18 protein-coding genes and 1 pseudogene are annotated in these 24,953 nt (G+C 73.5%); 14 read left to right on the top strand and 5 right to left on the bottom strand.

Features of this window, described 5'->3' with window-relative positions; translation table 11 throughout:
• Window positions 1-61 precede the first annotated feature (61 nt).
• Window positions 62-2,365: a spermidine synthase gene (locus OV079_RS09875; RefSeq protein WP_267767746.1), complete on the top strand. Its 2,304-nt coding sequence runs from the start codon at window positions 62-64 to the stop codon at window positions 2,363-2,365.
• Window positions 2,366-2,413: 48 nt separating this feature from the next.
• On the opposite strand, the gene OV079_RS09870 is transcribed toward OV079_RS09875, so the two are convergent.
• Entirely contained in the window at window positions 2,414-2,551 is a 138-nt protein-coding gene (locus OV079_RS09870) for a hypothetical protein (protein WP_267767745.1), read from the bottom strand.
• Between the two features lie 942 nt (window positions 2,552-3,493).
• On the opposite strand from OV079_RS09870, the gene OV079_RS09865 reads away from it, so the two are divergent.
• The 10 genes from OV079_RS09865 to OV079_RS09820 all read left to right on the top strand — a co-directional run bounded on the left by OV079_RS09865 (window position 3,494) and on the right by OV079_RS09820 (window position 15,871).
• Window positions 3,494-4,126, top strand: a complete 633-nt coding sequence (locus tag OV079_RS09865) for an ATP-binding cassette domain-containing protein (protein ID WP_267767743.1) — start codon at window positions 3,494-3,496, stop codon at window positions 4,124-4,126.
• Window positions 4,123-4,995, top strand: coding sequence for an alpha/beta fold hydrolase (locus tag OV079_RS09860; protein WP_267767742.1), 873 nt, complete (start codon window positions 4,123-4,125; stop codon window positions 4,993-4,995). Before OV079_RS09865 ends, OV079_RS09860 begins: the two co-directional genes overlap by 4 nt.
• Window positions 4,996-5,366: 371 nt before the next feature.
• Window positions 5,367-6,893: a hypothetical protein gene (locus OV079_RS09855; RefSeq protein WP_267767740.1), complete on the top strand. Its 1,527-nt coding sequence runs from the start codon at window positions 5,367-5,369 to the stop codon at window positions 6,891-6,893.
• A 31-nt stretch (window positions 6,894-6,924) separates the two neighbouring features.
• Window positions 6,925-9,318: a WD40 repeat domain-containing serine/threonine protein kinase gene (locus OV079_RS09850; RefSeq protein WP_267778493.1), complete on the top strand. Its 2,394-nt coding sequence runs from the start codon at window positions 6,925-6,927 to the stop codon at window positions 9,316-9,318.
• A complete protein-coding gene (locus OV079_RS09845; protein WP_267767739.1) occupies window positions 9,318-9,977 on the top strand; it encodes a WD40 repeat domain-containing protein in 660 nt (219 codons plus the stop codon). Before OV079_RS09850 ends, OV079_RS09845 begins: the two co-directional genes overlap by 1 nt.
• A 123-nt stretch (window positions 9,978-10,100) precedes the next feature.
• Window positions 10,101-10,295 carry a microviridin/marinostatin family tricyclic proteinase inhibitor gene (locus OV079_RS09840; RefSeq protein WP_267767738.1) on the top strand — a complete coding sequence of 65 codons (195 nt, stop codon included), beginning with the start codon at window positions 10,101-10,103 and terminating at the stop codon, window positions 10,293-10,295.
• Window positions 10,296-10,342: 47 nt separating this feature from the next.
• Window positions 10,343-11,302, top strand: coding sequence for an MvdC/MvdD family ATP grasp protein (locus tag OV079_RS09835; protein WP_267767736.1), 960 nt, complete (start codon window positions 10,343-10,345; stop codon window positions 11,300-11,302).
• A complete protein-coding gene (locus OV079_RS09830) occupies window positions 11,299-14,115 on the top strand; it encodes an ATP-binding cassette domain-containing protein (protein WP_267767735.1) in 2,817 nt (938 codons plus the stop codon). The genes OV079_RS09835 and OV079_RS09830 overlap by 4 nt, the downstream gene beginning before the upstream one ends.
• A gap of 68 nt (window positions 14,116-14,183) precedes the next feature.
• Window positions 14,184-15,083: an FHA domain-containing protein gene (locus tag OV079_RS09825; protein WP_267767734.1), complete on the top strand. Its 900-nt coding sequence runs from the start codon at window positions 14,184-14,186 to the stop codon at window positions 15,081-15,083.
• Window positions 15,084-15,175: 92 nt separating this feature from the next.
• On the top strand, window positions 15,176-15,871 hold the full coding sequence (locus OV079_RS09820; RefSeq protein WP_267767732.1) for a hypothetical protein: 696 nt from the start codon (window positions 15,176-15,178) through the stop codon (window positions 15,869-15,871).
• Window positions 15,872-15,957: 86 nt separating this feature from the next.
• Here the strand turns inward: OV079_RS09820 and OV079_RS09815 are convergent, their stop codons facing one another.
• From OV079_RS09815 to OV079_RS57550, 4 genes and pseudogenes are all read right to left on the bottom strand, one after another.
• Window positions 15,958-17,541, bottom strand: coding sequence for a DUF4215 domain-containing protein (locus tag OV079_RS09815; protein ID WP_267767730.1), 1,584 nt, complete (start codon window positions 17,539-17,541; stop codon window positions 15,958-15,960).
• Between the two features lie 273 nt (window positions 17,542-17,814).
• On the bottom strand, window positions 17,815-18,147 hold the full coding sequence (locus OV079_RS09810) for a hypothetical protein (RefSeq protein WP_267767729.1): 333 nt from the start codon (window positions 18,145-18,147) through the stop codon (window positions 17,815-17,817).
• Window positions 18,148-18,328: 181 nt separating this feature from the next.
• Window positions 18,329-19,960 carry a tetratricopeptide repeat protein gene (locus OV079_RS09805; protein WP_267767727.1) on the bottom strand — a complete coding sequence of 544 codons (1,632 nt, stop codon included), beginning with the start codon at window positions 19,958-19,960 and terminating at the stop codon, window positions 18,329-18,331.
• A gap of 556 nt (window positions 19,961-20,516) precedes the next feature.
• Window positions 20,517-21,170 (bottom strand): annotated as a pseudogene (locus OV079_RS57550) (serine/threonine-protein kinase); the annotation flags it as partial.
• A 33-nt stretch (window positions 21,171-21,203) separates the two neighbouring features.
• Here OV079_RS57550 and OV079_RS57545 point away from each other — a divergent pair.
• The 3 genes from OV079_RS57545 (at window position 21,204) to OV079_RS09790 (ending at window position 24,942) form a co-directional block, all read left to right on the top strand.
• Window positions 21,204-21,779, top strand: coding sequence for an FHA domain-containing protein (locus OV079_RS57545; protein ID WP_276603275.1), 576 nt, complete (start codon window positions 21,204-21,206; stop codon window positions 21,777-21,779).
• Between the two features lie 142 nt (window positions 21,780-21,921).
• Complete coding sequence (locus OV079_RS09795) at window positions 21,922-22,329, top strand: hypothetical protein (protein ID WP_267767723.1); 408 nt, start codon at window positions 21,922-21,924, stop codon at window positions 22,327-22,329.
• A gap of 513 nt (window positions 22,330-22,842) precedes the next feature.
• Window positions 22,843-24,942, top strand: coding sequence for a right-handed parallel beta-helix repeat-containing protein (locus tag OV079_RS09790; RefSeq protein WP_267767721.1), 2,100 nt, complete (start codon window positions 22,843-22,845; stop codon window positions 24,940-24,942).
• Window positions 24,943-24,953: the final 11 nt, after the last annotated feature.

Genomic DNA, 24,953 nt, shown 5'->3' with positions numbered 1-24,953 from the left:
GCATGACATCGGCCCCCGGCGCCGGTGATACCCTCGCGGCGACGTCACCGTCCCCACGCCCGTGCTGCTCTTCGCCCTCACCATCTTCCTCAGCGCATTCCTCCTGTTCCAGGTCCAGCCTCTGATCGGCAAGATCATCCTCCCCTGGTTCGGCGGCACGCCTGCGGTGTGGACCACGTGCATGCTGTTCTTTCAGGTCCTGCTGCTGGCCGGCTATGCGTACGCGCACGCAGTGATCGCCCTGCCGGCGCGTCGCCAGGGCCTCGTGCACCTGGGCGTGCTCGCGGCGGCGGTCCTCGCCAGCGCGCCGACCATCTTCCCGCCCGAAGGTTACAAGCCCGAAGGAGACGGCGTCCCGCTGCTGCAGATCTTGCTCGTGCTGACGGTCAGCGTGGGCCTGCCGTACTTCGCCCTGTCGACCACCGGCTCGCTCGTGCAGGCGTGGTTCTCGCGGCTGCACCCGTCGCGCTCGCCCTATCCTCTCTACGCCCTGTCGAACATCGGCTCGCTGCTGGGCCTCCTGACCTTCCCGTTCCTCGTCGAGCCGCGGCTCGGCTCGGTCACTCAGGCCTCGCTATGGTTCTTCGGCTTCGCCGGCTTCTGCCTGCTGTGCGGCGCGATCGCGGTGCAGACCACGCGCGCGGCCGGGGCCGGCCGGGCCGCCGAGCGGCCCGCCGGCGACGCCTCCGCCGTCCCGGCGCCGACCTGGGGCCTGCGGGCCGTGTGGGTCGCGCTCGGGGCCTGCGCCTCGATCATGCTGCTGGCGATGACCAACCAGATGGCGATCGACGTCGCCAGCGTCCCGTTCCTATGGGTCATCCCGCTCGCGCTCTACCTGCTGAGCTTCATCCTCTGCTTCTCGTCCGAGCGCTGGTACCCGCGGGTCCTGTTCTACCCGCTGTTCGTCGGCGCCACCGCCGGCGTGGTCGGCCTCATGCTCGCGGGCGCCGACGCCGGCATCGAGCAGCAGGCCCTGGTCTACTGCGCCGCGATCTTCATTTACGCGATGGTCTGCCACGGCGAGCTGTACCGTCTCCGCCCGCACCCGCGTCACCTCACCGCCTTCTACCTCGCGCTCTCGGTCGGCGGCGCGCTCGGCGGCGTGTTCGTCGGCGCGATCGCCCCGCTGCTGTTCTCCGCCTATTACGAGCTGCACATCGGCCTCGTCGCCACCTCGCTGCTGGTCCTGTACGCCTTCCGCCGCGACCAGCGGCTCGAGCTGCGCGGCCGCCCCGTCTCCGCCATCGTCCTCGCCGGCGCCGCGGCCGTCGCCTACACCCTGTGGCGGATCCAGAGCGAGAGCCCCGACTCGTTCCGCTACATCGGCCCGCTCGCCGGCGCCCTGCTGTGCATGCTGCTGTTCGGGTTCCTGTGGAGCCTGCGCGTTCAGACAGGTCCTTCCGGCCATGTCCCGCAGGACAGCCCCGCCGGCGCCCGGTGGGTCGACGACGGCGCCCGCGTCAACCACGGCCGGGCCCGCCTGGCCTGGCTGCTGCCGGTCGCCGCCATCGTCCTGCTCGCGGTCAACCTCGGGATCGAGGCCCGCTACCGCACCAAGGAGGCGCTGACGATCGAGCGCGGCTTCTTCGGCGTCCTGCGGGTCTCCGACCGCTACACCCACGATCCGCTGCAGGCGCGGCGGATCCTGTTCCACGGCGCCATCAACCACGGCTTCCAGTACCGCGACCGCGAGCGGCAGATGTGGCACAACTCGTACTTCGCCGAGGAGAGCGGCATCGGCACCGCGCTGACGCGCCACCCCAAGCGCAAGCTCGGCGAGCCGCTCAAGATCGGCCTCCTCGGCCTCGGCTCCGGCACCCTGCTGACCTACGGCCGCCCGGGCGACAGCATCCGGATCTACGAGATCGACCCCGAGGTCGAGCCGCTCAGCCGCGAGTACTTCACCTACTTCGATCGCACCGAGGCCAGGACCGAGGTCGTGCTCGGCGACGGCCGCCTCTCGCTCGAGCGCGAGCCCGATCAGGCCTACGACGTCCTGATCCTCGACGCCTTCAGCAGCGACGCCATCCCGATGCACCTGCTCACCCGCGAGGCGTTCGTCACCTACTTCCGCCACCTGAAGCCCGACGGCATCCTCGCCGCCAACATGAGCAACCGGCACGTCGACATCCGCCCGGTGCTCAAGCAGTTCGCGCAGCACTTCGAGTGGAGCTTCGTCTGGATCGAGAACTTCAGCGACGACCCGCGCGGCGTCTACGCGGCCGACTGGGGCCTGCTCACCCGCAACCAGGCGTTCCTCGACGACCCGCTGGTCAAGACCCGCCAGGGCGACCTCAGCGGCGTCTCGACCGACCTCCGCATGTGGACCGACGATTACAGCAACCTGTTCGCCGTCCTCAAGTGAGCCGCAGCGGGTCGCGGCGCTCGTCGATCCCACGCCCTTCGCAATGCTCTACGCGCACTGCCCGTCGCAGAATTCGTCGGCCTGACTGACGCAGGTCGAGTCCCACTCGGTCTCGCAGCAATACGCGTCGCGCTCGCACACGCACTCGACGACCTCCGGCTCGTCGCACGCCGGCGCCTGCGACACCTCGCAACACGGCTGCTCGCCGACGGGCAGCCCCTCGGGGTCGACCCCCGGTCCGGTGTCGGGATTACAGGGCTGAACAAAAGGGATCGCTAACGCCAAACTCCCGACGAGACTTCCGATCTGATTCCATAGCATCGCATTCCTCGTTTCCGGCGGCCCGCGACTTGCCCACGTGCCGCACCGTCGCGCAATGTGGGACCACGGAGGAGCGAGGCAATCGCGGATCTTGCTGCGGCCCACAGCGCGGCGGCTCGCAGCGGCCCTCTCGTCCCCGCCCCGCGCCCGGCCGCCGCCTCGCTGCGCTTACCGCCTCGCCGACGCCCACGACTTCATGCTCGTGGCGTCCGTTCGACCTACACCCACGCGTCGCTGCCGTGTCCGCGCCCCGTCGGCCGCGTCCCCGATCCGACGCGCACCGGCACGTCGCAGCTGCGCCGATACGAGCGAGCAACCTGGATCACCTCCCCGACCTCGCGCTGCGGCCGCCCAGAGATCCGCGCGCGGCGCCGGCGAAAGTATGCGGTGAGAGCCGCGCCGGGCAATCGCCCGAACGTTGCGCCGCGCCACACCCGGCCCACCGCCTGCCACGAAGGCCCAGCCTGGGCGCCGCGGAAGGCGGTCGTATGCACATTGTCGAGATGCACCGACACCTGTGCCCCGGATTACAAGGACCGCCTGTGATCATTGCCATGACCCGCGGCGGCCCGGCCACGCGCCGGCTCCTGCCGTCATTCGCCGCGACGACCCGCGGCCCTGCGCGAGGTCGACGCGAGCCCTCCCGCCGGCTCCGAGCACGCCGGGGCGTTCGTCGCGCCCGGACGCTCGGAGCGGTGCGCCCCTGCCCGTGCTCGCCGGGTCGCCGACCTCACGTTCGCCCGGCGTCGCGCTCGCCCCGCCCTCGTCGGCCCCCACGGCGCCGTCCGCGGCGCTACACTGCCGCGCATGACCGCCCCCCTCGTCGCCCGCGGCCTGACCAAGCGCTACGGCACGACCTGTCTGTTCGACCAGCTCGACCTCGACCTCGACGCCGGCGAGGTCCTCGTGCTCGTCGGCCCCAACGGCGCCGGCAAGTCGACCCTGATCGGCTGCCTCACCGGCGGCGTGATCCCCGACGCCGGCCGCGTCGTCCTCGGCGGTCACGACCTGCGCGGCGCCCCGCTCGCCGCGCGCGCTGCCCTGCGCTACCTCCCGCAGGAGGTCGAGGTCCCGCAGGGCCTCACCGGCCGCGAGCTCGTCGAGTTCTACGCCGGCGTGTTCCGCGAGCCGCTCGGCCGCGAGCGCGTGATCGCCCTCGCCGACCTCGGCCCCGCCATCGACCACCTCGCCACCACCTACAGCCTCGGCATGCGCAAGCGCCTCGTCGCCGCCGCGCTCACCCTCGGCGACGGCGTCCTCTACGTCCTCGACGAGCCGTTCGCCGGCCTCGACCGCGAGGCCCGCGGGGCCCTGATCGCCGCCCTCGTGGCCGCCCGCGCCCGCGGCGTCGGCCTGGTCCTGTCCGCCCACGACCCCGAGGACATCGCCGCCCTCGGCGGCGCCCGCGTGCTCGAGCTCGGCCGCCCCGTCGCCGCATGACCCGAAAGACATGTCCGTTCGCACATGTTCATTGGAACCTGTCCCATCATTTATCTCCGAGCCCGCCCGTGCCGCACCTCCACGCCGACCGCGCCGTCACCTTCTACCGCCACGCCGGCAGCGGCCCCGCCCTGCTCTTGCTGCACGCCGGCGCCAGCAGCGGCGTGCAGTGGGAGCGGGCCCTCGCCGCCCTCGCCCCGCGCTGGTCCGTCGCCGCGCCCGACCTCTACGGCCACGGCCACACGCCTTGCCCCGAGGACATGTCCCCCGAGACCTTGCTCGAGCGCCAGGTCGCGGTCCTGCTCGCCCTGCTCGACGTCCTCGGCGGCCCCGCCCGCGTCGTCGGCCACTCCTACGGCGCCGTCCTGGCCCTGAGCCTGGCGCTGACCGCCCCCGCGCGGGTGCGCGACCTCGTGCTCGTCGAGCCGGTCGCCTTCGGCCTGCTGGCGCCCGACGACCCCGCCCTCGCCCCCGTGCAGGCCGTCGAGGCCGAGTGCCGCGCCCTCGTCCTCGCCGGCGATCCCGCAGCCGCCACGCGCCGCTTCCTCGACTTCTGGAGCGACCCGGAGCTGTGGGACTTCTTGCCCGAGGCCGATCGGCTGGCCATCGTCGCCGGCGCCCGCGAGCGCCACTTCATCGGCGGCCCGGCGGTCTTCGGCGCCCCCTTCGTCCCCGCCGACCTGGCCCGAGTGACCTGTCCGATCCGCCTCGTCACCGGCGACGACGGCCCCGCGGCCCCGCGCGCCGTCGCCGAGCGGCTCGCGGCCACCCTCCCGCGGGCCGAGCCGATCACCGTCCCCGGCGCCGGCCACATGCTGCCGCTCACGCATCACCGCGCGTTCCTCCGCCTGGTCGAGTCGATGCCCTGACCGCGACGGTCCCCGCCTGCGGGCGCCCCCGCCTCGCCGCGGCACGCGCCTGCCGGTCGGCGGAGCCCCACGCGACGACGTCGGCGCGCTGCGATCCCCGACGGCACGATCGCTCGCCCCTGCTCATCCCGGCCGCATCGGCGCCCCGCGACGACGTCGGCGCCCTGTGAATCACCGTCACGACGCTTCGCGCGCCTGCTCCCTCGCCCGAGTCGGCGCGACGACGTCGGCGCTCTGCGAATCACCGGACGTCACGATCGCTCGCGCATCCGCGCGCGTGCGCGGCGATCCGCGCACCGTCCTCGCCTCACTCGCGCGCTTGCCTCGAGGTCGGCGCCCGCGGCTACCATGCCCGGGTTCGGAGGATCTAGATGAAGTTTGCGACTCCGCTGCCGCAGCTCGCGGCGGCCTGCCTCGTGCTCGGCGCCTGCGGCGACGACGGCCGCGCCACCGCCACCGAGGTCACCGGCGCGCCGGCCACCGCCACCACGACCATGACGACGGGCGCCACGCCGGGGACCACCGGCGAGCCCGACACCGGCACCGGCACGGACAGCGACACCGCCGTCCCGACCACCGGCACCACCACCTCCGAGCCCACCACCACCACGGGCACCACCGGCACCACCGAGCCGGCGCAGACCTCGAGCACCACCGCGCCCGGCTGCGGCGCCTGCGATCAGCCCAACCAGCAGTGCGTCGACGGCGAGTGCGTCACCTCGTGCCAGGGCCAGGGCCCGGACGCCTGTCCCGAGGGCCAGGTGTGCGACGTCATCAGCGGCGAGTGCCACGCCGCCGAGGATCCCTGCACCCTCGCCGGCACCGAGACCGCCTGCGCCGACCTGTCCTGCGGGCCAGGCAGCACCTGCGACGGCGTCGGCGCCTGCGTCCCGCTGGCGCCCTGCTCCGACGTCGCCTGCACCGACGACGGCCACTGCTGGGGCACCCTGTGCGGCTGCGAGCGCGTGGTCGAGTGCCAGGAGCCGACCGCCGAGCAGCTCAACGGCCCGTTCTCGACCGAGATCGGCGGCATCGACTTCGCCGACGACTGCAACGCCTGGATGGTGACCTTGCGCAGCGGCCCCGACTACGTGCGGCGCCTCAAGCCCGACGGCGAGCTGACCCAATGGACAGGCGTCGCCAACCTCAACATGGGCGAGGTCAAGGTGCTGCGCCGGCTGACGATCCCGCAGCTCACCGAGGCCCTCCCGGTCGCCGCCGAGCCGAGCCCGCCGACCCCGGTCGAGGGCCTCGGCGAGGTCGCCATCACCTACACCTGCTGCCAGGCGTGCGGCTGTCAGGCCGACCCGCCGCAGGGCGTCGCGCGGCTCGACGAGGCGAACATGATGAGCCCGTTGCCGATCGTCATCGTCGCCCAGGTCACCCAGGGCGACGGCCCGTTCGGCAGCAACGCCGCCGACGCCGGCCCGCACGGCCTCGCGTGGGGCGAGGACCGCGTGCTCTACGTCGGCAACAGCACCATGAACGGCGAGTACAACGACGCCGACCTCGACGCCGCCACCCAGGGCGTGGTCTTCACCTTCGACGCCCGCGTCACCGCCAGCGCGCCCATCAGCCCCGTGCACCTGCTGGTCGCGCTCGACGGCGGCACGCTCTACCGCTTCAACGCCCAGACCCAGCAGGCCGAGTTCGTCGTCGACCTCATGTCCGACGTCACCAGCCTGGCCCACGACGCCTTCACCGGCCACGTCTACGCCGGCCTCGCCAGCCTCGAGGTGGTCCGCGTCGCCCCGTTCACCGGCGAGGTCGAGCCGTTCCAGACCATGCCCGGCGTCGGCCGCGTCGCGGTCAGCCCGAGCGGCAAGCTGTGGTACACGCCGGTCAAGTACCTGGCGAACCTCCCGCTGCAATCGTGGGACCTGCCGATGGCGTTCTGAGCCGCCGAGCTCGCGAGGAGCGTCGTTGATCGTGTTCGACGACCCGCCGAGCGGCCCGGTCGACGCCAGCGACGGCGCGTGCGAGCGCGGGCCGGCGCGCAGCGGCCCCGTCGAGCACGAGCGCTACGAACGCCTCGGCGTGCTCGGAGCCGGCGGCATGGGCCGCGTCTACCTCGCGCGCGACCGCCTGCTCGGACGCATGGTCGCGCTCAAGGAGGCGCACGACGACGCCCTGGCGCGCCGCCTCGCCCGCGAGGTGCGCGTGACCGCCGGCCTCGAGCACCCCGGCATCGTCACCGTCTACGACGAGGCCCGCGGCAGCGACGGCCGGCTGTTCTACACCATGCGATTGATGCGCGGCCGGCCGCTGTCGCAGCTGCTCGGCGAGCGGCGGACCGCGGCCGCGCGCCTCGAGCTGCTCCCGCACTACCTCGACGCCTGCCACGCGCTGGCCTACGCGCACGCCCACGGGGTCATCCACCGCGACCTCAAGCCGGCCAACATCATGATCGGCGCCTACGGCGAGACGCAGGTGGTCGACTGGGGTCTCGCGCGCCGCCTCGCCGATCCCTCCGACCCCGACGACGCCGACGCGACCTGCCCCGGCGCGGTCCTCGGCACGCCCGCGTACATGAGCCCCGAGCAGGCGCGCGGCGAGCCGGCCGATCGCCGCGCCGACGTGTGGGGCCTCGGCGCGGTGCTGCACGAGCTCCTGTCCGGCGCCCCGCCGCGCCTCGCGAGCGAGACGATGCAGGCCGAGCTGCTCGCGCCCCCGACCCGCGCCCTGCCGCGCGACGTCCCGCTCGAGCTCGCCGCGATCGTCGCCCGCGCCACGGCCCTCGAGGCGAGCGCGCGCTACCCCGACGCCGGCGCGCTCGCGGTCGACGTCGCATCGTTCCTGGCCGGCAGGCGCGTGCATGCCCACCGCTACTCCGCGCTCGAGATCGGCCTGCGCTTCGTCCGGGCCTGGCGTGTGCCGCTGCTCGTCGCCGGCGCCGCGCTGATCGTGATCGCCACCCTCGTGGTGCTCGGCACCTTGCGCCTGCAGGCCCAGCGCGACCGGGCGCTCGCGGCCGAGGACGAGGCGCGCGCCGCCCTCGTCGCCTCCGATCGCAACCTCGCCGCCGCGCTCGTGGCCCAGGCGCGCGCCGCCGACGAGCGAGGCGCCCACGCGGTCAAGGAGGTCCTCGCCGCGCACGCCCTGGGCCTGGTCGACTCGCCGGAGGCGCGGGGCATCCTCGCCGGCGCCCGCGCGGCCGCGAGACCGGAGCGGCTCGCCACCGCGACCTCGCCCGACTGCTACCCGCTCGTCGCGCTCGCGGTCGACGACGTGGTGTGCGCCGAGGGCACCTCCCTGCGCCGCCTGATCGCGGGCGTCGAGCGGTGGCGCGTGTCGCTGCCGAAGCCGGTCAAGGAGCTGCGCGTCGACGGCGATCACCTGTGGTCGATCGCCCACGGCTTCGAGCTCACCACGCTGTCGCTCGCCACCGGCGCGCGCCGGGACGAGGCGTGGGACATCATCGACTTCAACGTCGGCGCGGCCTGGCCCGTGCCCAGCGAATCTCTGGGCGCCGGCCTCGCGCAGCCGCACCTCGTCAACCTGTGCGGCGCGACCCACCTCGTCGGCGTGTCCGGGCTCATCGACGGCCGCCACGTCCTGCTGTGCGCCGACGGCCGGATCGGCCTGTCCACGGGGACAGGCGCGCAGGACTTCGCGTCGACCCTCGACCCCGCCCCGTTCATCACCTTCACCCAGCTCGAGCTGACGAGCGACGCCCGGAGAGCGGTGCTCGCCGGCGTGCAGGGCCGGGTCGCGGTCGTCGACCTGACCACGCGCGAGACCTGGACCGCCGCTCCGACGCGCCCGAGCCCGGTGCTGCGGATCGCCCTCGCGCCGGCCGGTGATCGCGTGGCGGTCGTGCGCGAGCGCGGCGGCGTCGAGCTGTTCGCGCTGCCCGAGCTGCGCCCGCTCGGCACGATCGCGGCCACCGGCGTCCGCGACGTCCGCCTGCTCGAAGACGGCAGCGTCCTCGTCGCCGACGCCCGCGGCGTCACCCGCTGGGCCCTGCCCGCCTCGCCCCGCACCGCCATCCTCGCCGACGAGCACGGCCTGTCCGGCGTGGTGTTCTCGCCTGACGGTCGCTCGCTCGTGACCACCCACGGCGAGGGTCGGGCGCTCGTGTGGGACCTGGAGACCTGGTCGCGGAGACATGTCCTCGAGATCGGCACCGGCACCGTCAAGGCCAGCGCCTTCCTGCTCGACGGCGAGCGCTTCGCGGTCGTCGACGCCGGCGCGGGTCCGCCCGGCCCGCGCGTGTTCGATCGCGCCAGCGGGGTGCTGCAGTGGCGCCCGCCCGAGCCGTTGCTGACCGAGTGGCGAATCAGTCGCAACGAGGGCTCGCCTCCCCCCATATGTATCCATTGATGGGTCGCCGCGTCGTCGCCCTCACCGGCGACGTGTTGATATTCGCCCTCTACGCCCGCGGCTTCCTCGCCGCCGATGTCGACACCAGCCGCGCCGTCGCCGCCCTCGATTGTCCCGACCACGAATGGCAGGACCTCGCCGGCGCTCCCGGGGGCACCCGCGCCGTGCTCGTGTCCGTCGCCGGCGCGGTCGTCGTCATCGACCCCGGCGACCCTCTGCGTTGTCGCTCCGTGCCTGCGCCCGAAGGCGCGGTCGCGGCCGACGTCTCGCCCGACGGCCGCACCGTCGTCATCGGCGGCCGCGGCTTCATCGCCCGCGTCGACGACGGCGCCGTGCGCTGGAAGGTCCCGCACCCGGGGGTGTGGCCGCTCGACGTCTCCCTCTCGCCCGACGGCCGGTGGATCGCCAGCTTCGGCCCCGACGACGTCGCTCGCGTGTGGGACGCCGCCACCGGTGATTTGCGCGCGGTGTTGAGCGGTCACCACGCCCGCGTCGCCTCCGTCGACTTCAGCCTCGACGGCCGCACCCTCGCCACCGGCGGCTGGGACGGCGCCGCCCGCCTGTGGGACCTCGCCGCCCTCGACCTCCCCGTCGCCGTGCTCGCCCGCGACGCCGAGGCGACCTGGGGCCTCTCCCTCGCCGACGCCCTCGACGGCTGACGGTCGCGCGTCGCTGCGCTGTTGGATCGCCGTGGGATGGCAAATCAGCGGACCCGACTATCCTGCCCCGGCTCGACGCGTCCGCGATCGAGACCACGAAAGCAGGTAGAGGATGTCGAAAAGTTGATCGATCTGCACAGCGAAGGGGCCGACGTGCCCTTCTTCGCCCACCTCCTGAGCGGCCAGAACGACCCGGCCACGCCCGCGGCCGGCGGCGGCGGGACCCCGGCGCCCACCTATCATTGCCTCGACTCCGAATGCACCAAGAAGTATCCCAGCGACGGTGACGAGCCGACCAGCACGACCTGGGACAAGTAATCGTCGACCCGCGGACGGCCAGGTGACGCATGACCGGCGAGCCTCGAGTGCTGCTCTTGTCACACAGCGGCGAGCCGATGTGCACCGACGCCGTCGCGGGCGCCCTCGCGCGCCGCGGCGCGCAGGCCGTGCGGCTCGACACCGATGATTTCCCGACCGCCCTCGCGCTGCGCGGCGAGCTCGGCTTCCCCGGCGCCCGCGGCCTCGTCCTGGGCGATCGGCCGCTCGTCGCCGACGCCGTGTGGCTGTGGCGCCTGTGGCCGGCGCGCCTCGACGAGCGCCTCACCGACGAACACCGCGAAGCCGCCCGGCGCGAGAGCTTCGCCGCGCTGCGCGGCCTCCTCGACCTCCTGCCCCGCGTCCCCTGGATCGACGCGCTCGACGTCGGCCGCGCCGCCGACGACAAGGCCCGCCAGCTGCGCCTGGCCTGCGACCTCGGGCTTGCGATCCCGCCGACCCTGATCACCGCCGACCCCGCGGCGGCGCGCGAATTCTTCGTCGCGCAGGCCGGCCAGGTCGTCGCCAAGCTGCAGACCCCGCTGCGCCAGTCCATGGCCGGCGGCGGCCTGCCGACGCGGCTCTTGCGGCGCGACGACCTCGACGCGCTCGCCGGCCTGCGCCACTGTCCGATGGTCTTCCAGCGATATGTCCCGAAGGCCATGGAGCTGCGGATCGCTTGGGTCGACGGCCGGGCCCTCGTCGGCGCGCTCGACGGCGCCGCCTGCGGCGTCGACTGGCGCTACGAGTGCAGCGCGAGCTGGCAGCCGCACGACCTGCCCGAGCCCGTCCACCGGCGCCTGGCCGCGCTCATGACCCGGCTCGGCCTGCGCCAGGGCGCCATCGACATGATCGTCACCCCGAGCGGCGAATACGTGTTCCTCGAGGTCAACCCCACCGGCGAATGGATGATGCTGGAGAAGGAGCTCGGCCTGCCGATCAGCGACGCGCTGGCCGCCGCCCTCCTCCGCCTTGCGAACGAATCCCAACGAGAGGCGAGCGAACGATGAAGGTCGTGATGGTGACGTTCTCCGGCGATCAGACCGGAAAGATCGGCGAGCTGCGGGCGCACCTCGAGGCGCGCGGCGCCGAGGTCCTGCGCTTCGACACCGACCGCTTCCCCTGCGACGCGCAGGCGTGGTTCCGCCAGGACGGCGGCCGCGAGGAGCTGCGCCTCCGCTGCGACGGCCACGACGTCCGCCTCGAGCCCGGCGACGCGATCTGGTACCGGCGCGCGCGCTGGGCCGAGAAGCTGCCGCCGTCGCTGCCCCGCCAGCTCCGCCACGGCTGCGTCCTCGAGTCGGAGGCGCTCTTGCGCGGCATGCTGGCCGCCGCGCCGTGCTTCGTCATGGACCCGCCCGACCTCGTGCGCGAGCGCGGCCACAAGCCCGCCCAGCAGCGCCTGGCCCGCGAGCTCGGCCTGGCGACCCCGCGCACCTTGATGACCAACGACCCCGCCGAGGCGCGCGAGTTCATCGCCTCGTGCCCGGGCGGCGCCATCGCCAAGATGCTGTCGGCGTTCGCCGTCCACGACGCCGACGGCGAGGAGCAGGTCGTCTTCACCACCTCGCTGCGCGACGAACACCTCGCCAAGCTCGACGGCCTGCGCCTGGCGCCGATGGTCTTCCAGGAGCAGATCCACAAGCGCCTCGAGCTGCGGATCACCGTCGTCGGCAGCCGCATGTTCACCGCCGCGGTCGACTCGCAGAAGGTCGCCGGCGCCGAGGTCGACTGGCGCGAGCGCGGCGTCACCCTGCTCCCGTCGTGGACCCCGTACGAGCTGCCCGCCGACGTCGCGCGCGCGCTCGAGCGCTACATGGAGCGCATCGGCATGCAGTACAGCGCGATCGACATGCTCGTCGATCCCGACGGGCGCCACGTCTTCCTCGAGGCCAACCCCGCCGGCGAGTGCTTCTGGCTCGAGTACTATTCGCCGCACTTCCCGCTCGCCGCCGCGATCGCCGACGTGCTCGTCGGCGCCCCCGAGCGCGGCGGACCCTCCGCTCGTGACGCGGCGATGACCCCCGCGGGCGACACTCCCCCGGACGGCCTGCGGGTCCGCCTCGCTCGCGGCGCCCGGGCCGTGCAGATGGCCTGGCGCAGCGCGCCGGCGATCGCCGCCCTGTGGATCGCCGCCCTCGCGATCGCCGCCCTCGTGCCGATCGCGGTCGCCTGGGTCGGCAAGGTCCTCGTCGACGCGATCCTCGCCGGCGCGACCGCCGAGGCCCTCGCCTGGCTCGTCGGCGAGATGCTCCTGATCGTCGGCCTCGGCCTCGCCCAGCGGGCCGCCGGCACCCTGCGCGGCCTCCTCGGCGCCCGCCTCGGACTCGCGGTCAACCTCGAGATCCTTCACAAGACCCAGCAGCTCGAGCTGCGTCACTTCCAGGACCCCGAGTTCTACGACCAGCTCACGCGGGCGCGCCGCGAGGCCAGTCACCGGCCGCTCGCGGTCGCTGCCGAGCTGCTCGGCCTGATCGCCGCGGTCGTCACGCTGCTCGGCTTCGCCGCCCTCCTGCTCCGCTACAGCGTCCTCGCCGTCGGGATGCTGCTCGTCGCCGCCGTCCCGGCCGCCCTCGCCGAAGTGCGGTTCTCTCGCGCCACCTTCGAGCTGCGCAACCGCCGGGCCAGCGACGCCCGCATGCTCGGCTACCTCGAGCACGTCCTCGCCAGCGACGAGCACGCCAAGGAGGTCATGACGCTCGACCTCGGCCCGCTGCTGCTGGGCCGCTGGCGGCAGCTCGGCGATCGCATGTGGCACGACGAGCGCGCCGTCGCGGTCGAGCGCCTGCGCTCGGTCGCCCTCCTGTCGCAGCTCGGCACCCTCTCGTTCTACGCCTGCTACGGCGCGGTCGTCGTGCAGGCCGCCCGCGGCCAGCTCGGCCTCGGCGAGCTGACCATGTACGCCTTCGTCTTTCGTCAGGGCCAGGCCGCCTTCCAGACCATCTTGCTCGCGCTCGGCGCCCTCTACGAGCACGACCTCTACCTCTCGAACCTGCTGCGCTTCCTCGCCATTTCCACCGACCCCTCGCGCCCGCGCCTCGCCGCCGCCCCCGAACGCCACGAGCGCGGCATCCGCTTCGAGGACGTCGGCTTCCGCTACCCCGATCAGGACCGCTTCGCCCTGCGCCACGTCGACCTGTCCTTCGCGCCAGGCGAGACGATCGCCCTCGTCGGCCCCAACGGCGCCGGCAAGTCGACCTTCATCAAGCTGCTCGCCGGCCTCTACGAGCCGACCGAGGGCCGGATCCTGCTCGACGGCCGCGACCTCCGCGACATCCCGCGCCCCGAGCTGCGCCGCCGGCTCGCGGTCGTGTTTCAGGACTACAATCAATACCAGCTGACCGCGCGCGACAACGTCGGCTTCGGCGACCCCTCTCGCGCCGACGACGACGCCCGCATCAGCGCCGCGATCGCCGACGGCGGCGCCGCGGACGTCGTCGCCGCGCTGCCGGCCGGCCTCGACGCCCAGCTCGGCCGCTGGTTCGCCGGCGGCGTCGAGCTCTCCGGCGGGCAGTGGCAGCGGATCGCCCTCGCCCGCGCCTTCATGCGCGAGGACGCCGACGTCTTGATCCTCGACGAGCCGACCGCCGCCCTCGACATCGACGCCGAGGCCGAGGTCTTCACGCGCGTGCGCGAGCTCGCCGCCGGCCGCATCGTCTGCCTGATCTCGCACCGCTTCGCCAACGTGCGCATGGCCGACCGGATCGTCGTGCTGGCCGCCAGCGGCGTCGTCGAGCAGGGCGACCACGCCCGCCTGCTCGCCGCCGACGGCTACTACGCCGCGATGTTCCGCAAGCAGGCCAGCGGCTACGCCGTCGATTGAAGGCCGCGGGCGCCCGCGCGCCGCCGCGAGCGACGTCCGCGAGACGCGTCGGTGTTACACCTCGAAGCATGCACCGCGCCCTCGCGACCTTTCGCATGCCCGACGGGACGGCGCGCGAGCTCGGCCCCGGCGACATCATCGGCCGGCTGTGGAGCGCCGCGCTGCAGCTCGACGATCCGCGGATCAGCGAGGGCCACGCGATGCTCAGCCTGCGCGGCGGCGACTTGTGGTTGCTCGCGCTGCGCCGCCGGCTCGGCGTCGACGGCCGCAGCGTCGGCGAGGTGCGCCTCGTCCCCGGCCTCCGCGTCGCCCTCGCGCACGGCCTCGAGGTCACCGTCGAGCGCGTCGACCTGCCCGCGAGCGCCCTGGCGATCGAGGCCCCCGGCCTGCCGACGACAGTGCTGCCCGGCCTGTGTTCGCTGCGCGCGCGGCCGCAGATCGAGCTGTCGGCCCGGCATCAGCCCGACGCGCCGTGCATCCTGTGGGACACCTGCGACGGCTGGCGGCGCTCGCAGGGCGGCGTCACGGTGCCGCTCGAGGCGGGCGACGCCTGGGACGTCGACGGCGTCCCGTTCCGCGCCGTGGCTATGCCGGTCGGCGGCGCCGGCCTGTCGCCGACGCGCGTCACCGGCGGCATCGATCCGCCGCTGCGCATCGTCACCGCGTGGGAGACCGCGCAGGTCCAGGCCGGCGACGCCCCGCCCGTCGTCTTCTCCGGCGTCCACGCGCGGATCCTGTCCGAGCTCGCCTCGCTCGGCGGACCCGCGGCCTGGGAGGTCGTCGCGCGCGAGGTCTGGCCCGACGAGGACGACGCCTGGGTCCTGCGCAAGCGCTGGGACGTGAACCTCGGCCGCCTGCGCGCCCGCCTGCGCGAGGGCGGCATTCGTACCGACCTCGTGCGCGCCGCGGGCACCGGTCAGGTCGAGCTCGTGCTGCGCCGCCACGACGAGCTCGACGATCGCGGCTGACGCATCACTGTCGCGTCGATCGAAGCGCGCTCGTCCGCGCTGTTGGATCGGCGTGGGTTCGCAGCCACCGCCCCGCGACTATCCTCCGCGGCATGTCGATCACGAATCGTCTCCTCACCGCAGTCCTCTCGGTCACCGCCGGCGTCGCCGCGCTCGCCCCGGCCTCAGCGTCCGCCAATCATCCGTGCCAATCCGAGTGGGTCAAGTTCAAGACTTTCTTCGACCAGAACGGCGCCGCGATCGCCCGCGGGATCTGTCAGCTCGTCAACAAGAGCGACGCCGCGGCCGCCAAGAAGTGCGTCGACGACTTCGAAGCCGCCAAGCAGAAGATCGACGCCAAGCTGGCCGAGTACAACGCCAAGGCCGACGACTCGCAGTGGAAGATCGGCCCGCGCGGCCTCGGCGAGGCGACCTGGGCCAGCGGCACCCTGCTCGGCGAGCGCACCTTCGCCGGCGCCCCTGTCCTGTCCGACAGCTGGCGCCTCGAGCTGCAGCGCACCGGCGGCAAGGCCTCCAAGCCGATGCGCGGCACCGTCTGCTTCCTCGACGGTGACGGCAAGCTCGCCCTCCCGGCCGCCACCTTCGCCATCGACGCCGGCCGCCCGACCTACGACAACACCTTCACCGGCGTCGCCGGCCTCACCCCCGTCATCCTGCTCGAGAAGCCGCTCGGCCTCAACGGCCACCAGTACCAGCTCCGCGGCACGCGAGGCGTCGAGCCCGGCGTCGTCCGCGAGGCTCGCCAGGTCGACACCGCCGCCAAGGCCGCCAAGATCCGCGGTCAGTGAATGCGGCGACATCCGCATGTCCTGAAGGACATATCATCATAGTCTGCGCGGCGCGTGCCTGCCCTCGCGGAGGGCCGGCACGCGCCTCATTGTTGGAAGCAATAGATCGACGACGGGCGGGCGCACGAGTCGCCCGTGCACGACTCGGTCCAGTCGTCGTCCTTCTCCTTGGCGTTGCCCCACTGGGCGCCCCCGTAGTCCTTCGTCCAGTTGCCGCAGCTCCAGAACTCGTCGTAGAGGGTGCCGTTCTTGCGGGTCGCGGTCCAGACGGAGGCGCGCGCGTTGAGGCCGCAGTGGGGGCCGCCGAGGGGGACAGGGCCGCCGGTCTCGGTGATATTGATGGCGTTATCGATGTCGCCGTCGACGAGGTCGGCCCAGTTGTCGGCGACCTTAACGCCGTTGGGGAGGACGTAGGGGACGGCGGCGTGGGTCATGCGGGTGGCGGGCGAGGCCTGGATGGTGCTGAGCCAGGCCATGTAGGTGCCGGGGAGACCGGCGCTCTGGGCGAGCTGCTGGCACTTGAGGTCGGCGCCGGCGAGGCCGCCGAGGTTGCCGTTGTAGAGCTGGCTGCTGACGAAGACGAGCTTCTGCGCGACGGTGACGCTGCAATCGCTCTCGCAGCCGTCGCCGGTGACGAGGTTGCCGTCGTCGCACGCCTCGACGCCGGCGTGGACGAAGCCGTCGCCGCAGCTCGCCGACTCGCAGGTAGCGAGGCAGGCGTCGCTGTCGAGGGCGTTGCCGTCGTCGCACGCTTCGACGCCGGCGTGGACGAAGCCGTCGCCGCAGCTCGCCGACTCGCAGGTGGCGAGGCAGGCGTCGCTGTCGAGGGCGTTGCCGTCGTCGCACGCCTCGACGCCGGCGTGGACGAAGCCGTCGCCGCAGCTCGCCGACTCGCAGGTGGCGAGGCAGGCGTCGCTGTCGAGGGCGTTGCCGTCGTCGCACGCCTCGACGCCGGCCCACACCGAGCCGTCGCCGCAGCTCGCGGCCTTGCAGGTGGTGAGGCAGGCGTCGGCGTCGTCCATGTCCGCGTCGTCGCAGTCCTCGCCGACCTGGACGACGCTGTCCCCGCAGGTCGCGGGGGCGCAGAGGTTGGTGCAGGCGTCGTCGTCGACGGCGTTGCCGTCGTCGCACTGCTCGCCCGGACCGAGGACGCCGTCGCCGCAGACGGCGTGCTCGCAGGCCGCGGTGCAGGCGTCGCTGTCGTCGAGGTTGCCGTCGTCGCACTGCTCGCCCGGGCCGAGGACGCCGTCGCCGCAGACCGCCGAGGCGCCCGTGGAGGCGTCGGTGTCGGTCGCGTCGGTGTCGGTCGCGTCGGTGGCGGTCGCGTCGGTGGCAGTCCCGTCGGTGGCGGTGTCGCCGGTGGTGCTGTCGGTGGCGGAGGCGCCGGAGGTGGCGGAGGTGGCGGTGTCGCCGTCGGTCGCGCTGGCCGTGAGCGTGGTGCCGGTGGCCGAGCTGCCGCCGTCGGTCGCCGAGACGTTCGAGGCGTCGGACGGCCCTTCGCTGGTGGTCGGCGGATCGGCGGCGCCGGTCGGCTCGGTCGTACCGGCGGCGGTCGAGGTCGCGGACGTGGAATCACCGCCGGTGCCCGACGCGTCGGTGCCCGCGCCGCCGTTGCTGCAGCCCGCGGCGGTCGCCAGCAGGAGGAGAGTGCTCAGGGTCGAACGATGCATGGGTGTGGACATTTGCGAATGGTGGCAGTCGAATCGTCGATGGCGGCGCGGTCGCGAGTGGCGGGTCAAATCCGGGCCACGGAGTGCGCGCCGCTCCGGCCGCACCCGCCGGAGGCTCGATGCCGACGTGAGGTCGAGGCGCGGCGGGCGAGCGGCGAGTCAGGCCCGAAGATCGGCGGCGAGGAGACGCTCGACGCCGTGATGGCGGACGCGGAGGTCGAGGGCGACGGACGTCGGACGCGAGTAAATCGCGGCCCGTCGCGCTCCGTGCCTCTACATGCTCTTGACCTTGTTGCAGGCGGCTTCGTTCTTGTCCTCGTTGCACATACGCGCGCAGGCGTCCTTGCCCTCGAGCTCGCAGAGGGCCACGGTGACGCGGTCGTCGGCGGCGCAGGCGTCGGGATCGCCCTTGCCGGCGGCGCAGGCGACCGCGCAGAGGTTGATCGCGGTCGTGATGTGCTTGCCGGCCTCGGGGCTGCGCTTGTCGCTGGCGGCCACGTAGGCGTCGGCCGCCTTGAGGCACTCTTCGGCGGCCGCCGACTTCTTGCTGCAGCCCGTGCCCGCGACGAACCCGAGGAATGCCACGATGAGGAAGATCCTGTGCATGCGCCGATGATGCCCCGAAGCCTCGCCGTCGCCGTCGCACAGCCTACGTAGGCGCGCGCGTCGGGTCGGCTCGAATTGCGTAGCGCCGTCCGGCCCCGAGACCTGCCGGAGGGCACGTGACGGGTCGGCTCGAATCGCGTAGCGCTGCGCGGACGGTGCCGGGCCTCGCGGACCGGGGCCGCTACCCGGGCGGCAGGCGAGCGAGCTCCTGCCGTAGGGCGCGCGAGCGGGCCTGCTCGCCTGGGGCGGCGGCGAGGGCCCGAACGGCGAGGTCGCGGGCGTCGTCGTGGTCGCCGGCGTCGCGGGCGGCCCGGGCGGCGAGCAGGAGGGCGAGCGCGCGGGTGTTGCCGTCGCGGGCGTCGGCGCGGGCGGCCGCTTCGAGGGCGTCGGCGCGGGCGGCCGCGAGGTCGCGCAGATCGAGCCGCGCGAGCGCGCGGGTGATGAGGAAGGCGGCGAGCTGCGGGCTCTGCTCGCCGAGGACGGCGCGACCGTGGGTAAGGGCGTCCTCGGCGGCCGCGGCGGCCTCGGCGGCCCGACCCTCGCAGAGGGCGACCTTGGCCCGGGTGTTGTCGAGGTGGGGACGGAGCGGGTCGCCGGGAGGGAGGATCGCGCGCCCCTCGGTGATGGCCTCGCGGGCGGCGTCGCAACGCCCGAGGGCCAGGAGGTCAGCGGCGACGCCGTTGTGAGCGAGGGCGACCTTGGCGTGCTCGCGGCCGAAGCGGGCGGTCCAGATCTCGCGGGCGCGTCGGTGGTGTTCGAGGGCGGCGGCGGGGTCGTCGAGCTTGTAGTAGGTGCCGCCGAGGTTGTTGTGGGCGAGGGCGACGAGGGGATCGTCGGCGTCGCGGGTGGCCTGGAAGTGGGCGAGGACGGCCGCGTAGAGGTCGCGGGCGCGGGCGTGCTCGCCGCGGCGGTTGAAGGCGCTGGCGAGGTTGTTGCGGGCGCCGACGAGGCGCGGGCTGTCGGCGCCGAGGCGGGCCTCGCCGATGGCGATCGCCTGCTCGAGCTCGACGATGGCGTCGTCGTGCTTGCCCTGCTCGCCGAGGGCGGCGGCGAGGGTGGTGTGGGCGACGATCAGGTCGGGGTGGCCGGGACCGAGGGCGCGCCGCCGCAGCTCCAGGACCTCGCGGCTGCGCCGCTCGGCGTCGGCGAAGGCCCGCTGCTCGACGTCGATGGCGGCGAGGCCGGACAGCGACCAGGCCAGCTCGGGGTGCTCGGGGGAAAGAGCATGCGGCGCAGCGCGAGGGCCCGCTCGTAGGCGGCGCGGCCGGCCGCGTAGTCGCCACGGACGACGGCGAAGGCGCCGTTGGCGTCCCAGTAGTGCGCCTCGGCCTCGGTGCCGCCGCCGGTCCGGGCGAGCGCCGCGGCGCTCAGGGTCTGCCAGAGGGCGCCGCCCTGGGCGTCGCCGCGGCTGAAGCCGACGCAGTACAGGAGCAGGCTGGCGGCGGCGAGGAGGCGGCGGTCGTCGCCGCCGGCCAGGGCGGCCGCGAAGGCGCGCCGCAGCTCCTGTTCGGCGTCGTCGTAGCGACCCTCGTCCATGAGCGCGCGGCCGAGCTGGTAGTGGGCGGCGGAGAGCAGCGGCGGGTAGTCGGCAGACTCGCCGACGGCCCGCGCCGCCTCGGCCCGGGCGCGCGCGCGCGGACTCGCCGGCGCGCTGGTACGCCTCGGCCATCCGCAGGTCCTCCTCGGCGGCCAATACGGCCTCGGCGGCGTCGGCCGGGGGCGCGGCGACGCGCGGCGGGGGCCGCCAGTCGGGGCGCAGGCAAGCCTGCGGCTGGCCCAGGCGGGCGACGGCGTCGGCGGCCCGGTCGACCACGGCGACGGCGGCCTCGGCGAGGGCGCGCGTGAGCGCGTCGAGCTCGCCGAGAGCGTCGTCGAGGCAGCGCCGGCGCGCGGCGGTGAGCGGCGCGGGGTCGGACTCGCCGCAGAGCTGGAGGTGGGCGGCCCGCCAGGCGTCGACCCAGGCCCCGAGCGCCGCCGGGGCGGTGCTGCCGGCGAGCTTGACGTCGAGCGCGGCGGCCCGCTCCGGGCTCCAGGCGCGCGCGAGCGCGCTCTGCCCGGCGGCGCACGGGTCGACCAGCTCGTGGCCGCTGCCGCCGAGCCGGGCGAACCCGAGGCCGCCGGCGAGGGCGAGGCCGAGGAGACCGCCGGCGAGCCACGGCCAGCGGCGCGCGCCGGGGGCCGGAGCTCGGCGAGGAGGGGCTCCATCCCCGGGAAGCGCTGGTCGGGGGCCGACGAAATCCCGCGCAGGATGGCCCGACGGGCCCGCGGCGGGACGCCGCGGCGCGCCATCCGGACCTCGAGGTCGGCCGGCTCGCCGCGGAGCTCCCCGTCATGGCCCACAACAACGAGACGCAGAAGGCGAACTGGTCGGCGCGGGCGTCGGGCTCGCGGCCGCGCTCGACCTCGGGCGCGACGAAGCCCGGGGTGCCGCCGGTGCTCGGCTGGTGCTCGACGAGCCCGCGCCGCGGGTCACCCGGGGCCAGACTGTGCTGGGTCGCCGGGTCGAGCTGGGCCAGGCCGAAGTCGGTGACGCGGACGCGTCCGTCGCCGACGAGGACGTTGGCCGGCTTGAAATCGCGGTGGACGAGGCCCTTGGCGTGGGCGGCGAGCAGGCCGCGACCGGCGTCGACGAACACGGCGAGGATCTCCGCAGCCCCGCGCGGGCGCTGGTCGAGCCAGGCGACCAGGTCGCCGCCCTCGACCAATTCCATGGCGATGTAGACCCACTCGTCGGTGGCGCCGATGTCGTGGACGGCGGCGATGTTGGGGTGGGTGAACTGCGCCAGGACCCGGGCCTCGCGCGCGAGCTCCAGCCGGTCCCGGCCGGCGGCGATCGGCAGGAGCTTGAGCGCGACGCGCCGGTCGAGGTCGGGATCGAAGGCCTCGACGACGATGCCGCCGCCGCCGCGACCGACCTCCCGCAAGGCGAGGTAGCGCCCGACGACCGTGCCGCGCGCGACTACCGGCGCGGGCTCGCGGGTCGAGCCGTCGCCTGGGCTGTCGAGTCGAGTCGTCGGGCGCATCGTGGCCGCAGCGGCTTGCTAGAATGCCGCTCGATGGGCGCCGGCGACAAGACCACCCGCCACCCGCCACCGAGCCGCCCGCCGAAGCCGACCCACCCCTGGCTGGTGGTGCTGCAAGGGGCGGCGGCGGGCCGTCGGGTCCGCCTCGAGCGCGCGGAATTCCTGGTCGGCCGCGACCCGGCGGCCGACCTGGTGCTCGAAGACAGCGGGGTGTCGCGCCGCCACTTCAAGATCGTCCGCGCCGGCGACGGCATCTTCAACCTGATCGACCTCGACTCGACCAATGGCATCCACGTCAACGGGGTCCGCGTCGACCTGACGATCCTCCGTGGACAGGACCGTATCGAGGTCGGCCCGGTGGCCCGCCTGTGCTTCACCTTCGACGTCGACCCGATCGAGGAGACGCCCCTCCCGCCCCTCGACCTCAGCCCGCGCCAGCTCGAGGTGGCCAAGCTCGTGTGTCAGGGGCTGACCAACGCCGAGATCGCGGCGACCCTCGGGATCGGCGCGCGCACGGTGACCAGCCACCTCGACCACATCTACACGCGCCTCGACATCGGCTCGCGCTCGGAGCTGGCGACCGCGCTGGCCAAGCGCGGGCTGGTGTGACGCCCCCGCGGGCAGGACGGCGATGACGACGACGCAGGCGAGCGGTCGCTCTGCTGCGCTACGCAATTCGAGCCGACCCGTCGCGCGCGTCTACGTAGGTCGTGCGACGGCGGCGGCCCGGGTCCGCGGCATCATCCGGCGCATGCAGAGAACCTCGCCCGGATGGAAGCAAGGATGGTTGGGCGTCGCGGCAGCCGCGGTGCTGGCAAGCTCGAGCCTGGGGGCGCTGACCGGATGCGCCCCGGGCGAGTGCAAGGACGTGAAGCCGCTGATCGGCGAGGTCCGGACGGCGCTCGACAAGCTCGACACCCGGAGCGCGCTGCCGGGGGCGGAGAAGCTGCACGAGGCGCTCGCGTCCACGACCACGCCGGAGCTGAAAGTCTTGCGCGTTCACACGCAGACGCTAGTGGAGGCCGTCAAGCGGGCGCAGACGGCCCCGACGAGCGAGGCGGGCGTGGCCGAGCGCAACCGCCACGCCGACGCGCTCGGCGTCGCCGTCAAGGACTGGCAGGGCCAAGCCGCGGTCGTCGACGCGAAGCTCTGCAAGTAGTCGCCGACGTCCCGGCTATGACCACGGCTCCCCCGCGAGAACGGGGAGTCGACCTCGTGCGAGTCGCAAACAGTGATTCTCTGCCCTGTAATACTTGCAAGGCGCAGTCGATTCGGGCTGTCGCAGCAACCGATCGGAGATTCGTCGAGGCGCTCCGGACCTCGAGCTCGCCCTCGCGGCCCGACGCAACCTGGCGGCCTCCCCTGCCCTCGTGCGGGTGATCGACGGCGTCATCGCCGAGCGCGAGCGCGAATTCCACGACGTTCTTCGGATGCCGGCCCACGACGATCTGCCAGCGGATGCCGAAGAGGGTGTGCACGACGACAGGCACCGGAGTGGCGGCCTGCTGGACGGACGCCTGCGTGCCGAAGCGAATGTCAGCCGATGTTCACCGCCGGGCCGGCCCCGACCAATGCGACCCGATCCGCGGAGGCCGGCATGTCTGCGCCCGCCCCCAACCACAAATCCAGCGTCGACGTCCTCGCAGCCGTGCGCCGCGGGTACAATCGGCCGATGCGGCTTATCTACGCTCCTGCCCTCGCCACTCTCCTCCTGAATGCCGCGTGTCCGGCCGCCGACGCCACCACCGACGGCACCGCCACCGAAGGCACCGGCACCGAAGGCACTGAAGGCACCGATGGCACCGTCACCACCACCGACGGCAGCGTGCCGACCGAGAGCAGCGACGCCACCTCGCAGCCGACCACCGTCGACCCGACCGAGACCAGCGTCGGACCGACCACCGAGGGCGGCGACGGCAACCTCGTGATCACCATCGTCGGCGACGGCCGCGTGACCGTCGAGCCGCTCGGCGAGACATGCACCGAGGCCGCGTGCGCCTACGACGTGCCCGCAGGCACCTTCTCGCTCGGCGCCGAGGCGGCCGCCGGCAACCGCTTCGCCGGCTGGTCGGGCGACTGCAGCGGCACCGAGCCCGCGATCGAGCTCGTCCTCGAGACCACCGCGAGCTGCACCGCCACCTTCGAGCTGCTGCCCGAGGGCCTCCTGCCGGCCAGCATCGGCGCCAGCCGCGAGATCGTGCGCGTCCCCGCCGACGACGCCGAGCCGAGCGACAGCGAGACCACCCTCAAGATCGAGAGCGACATCACCCTCACCGGCGTGCAGTGGGTCGTGCTCGCCGCCGACGACGGCAGCGAGATCGCCACCGCCGACACCGCCGAGTACGTCTTCACCTGCCCCGACGGCCGCCGCGACTACGACGTGCGCGCCACGGTCACCGACGGCCAGGTCCAGAGCACTTTCTTCGAGCGGCGGCTCGTCACCTGCGTCCCGCCGCGCAGCGACGCCGGACGCACCGTCCACACCGCCGACATCAGCCAGGCCTCGTACTTCCAGAACGGCGAGATCGCCGGCGTCAAGGTCCAGCCCGGCGACCTCGTGCGGATCTCCGGCCAGGCCAAGAGCGACTTCGCCTTCTTCAACTTCCAGGGCACCGCCGACGCGCCGATCCACATCATCAACGAGGGGGCCGTCCGCAACGACGACGTCAGCTGGCTGATGCACCTCATCAATTGCCAGCACGTCATCATCGACGGCAAGGGCGCCGACGACGTCGAGTACGGCTTCACCCTCACCAATACCACCACCGGCGGCCAGGCGGTGTTCGTCCGCAATTACTCGCAGGGCAGCAATACCAACACCGGCTCGACCGGCATCGAGATCTTCGGCGTCGAGATCGCCGACGGCCCCGACAGCGGCTTTCGCATCTGGAACGGCGGCAGCGACGAGTTCAACGCCACCAACTGGACCTTCGAGGGCCTGCGGCTGCACCACAACTACGTCCACGACGTCCTCGCCGAGGGCTTCTACGTCGGCTACTACACCGACAGCATCGAGCAGCAGCCGGCGCCATACCCGATCGAGGACGCCAAGGTCTACCGCAACCGGGTCGAGAACGCCGGCTGGGACGGCATGCAATTCGGCTCGTGCCGCAGCGGCCTCGAGGTGCACGACAACGTCGTCACCGGCTCGGGCGGGGCGAACGAGCCCAACCAGCGCTCCTCCTTGCAATGGAACCCGGGCAACAGCGGCGCCCTCTACAACAACCGCTTCATCGGCGGCGTCGGCGTCGACCTCCAGGTCGGCTGCACCGGCGGCGACACCAAGATGTTCGGCAACGTGTTCGTCCACAGCGACGCCGGCTTCTACCTCCACGCCGGCCAGGCCGACGCCCCGCGCTACTGGCTGTTCGCCAACAGCGTCGGCGCGCCCAACGCCGTCGGCCTGCGCATCAACATGAACAGCGCCCCCGGCAACTGCGCCGCCGGGGCCAAGCTCAGCGAGATGCACTACGCCAGCAACCTGCTGGTCGGCAGCGCCGAGCAATCGTGGGAGTTCGCCGCCGGCGACGCCGACACCGCCAGCTGGACCCTGGAGCCCAACCTCACGACCAATGACCCGGCCGCCCTGTGCCTCGACGAGGCGCTCGCGCCTACCTGCGGTGAATCGGCCGCGCTCGCCGGCGGCGGGGCCGCGCTCGAGGACCTCGGCCTCACCCTCGCCGATCTGCCCGGCGGTCACTTCGTCGACGTCGACGGCCGCGTGCTCGCCGGGCCCAGCAACTTCGGCGCCCACCAGGCCGCCGTCGACTGAGCGGGACACGG

This window comes from Nannocystis pusilla (assembly GCF_026626665.1).
GTDB lineage: Bacteria > Myxococcota_A > Polyangia > Nannocystales > Nannocystaceae > Nannocystis > Nannocystis pusilla.
Note: the sequence above shows the minus strand (reverse complement) of the source record. Positions and strands in the feature narration are given on the sequence as shown.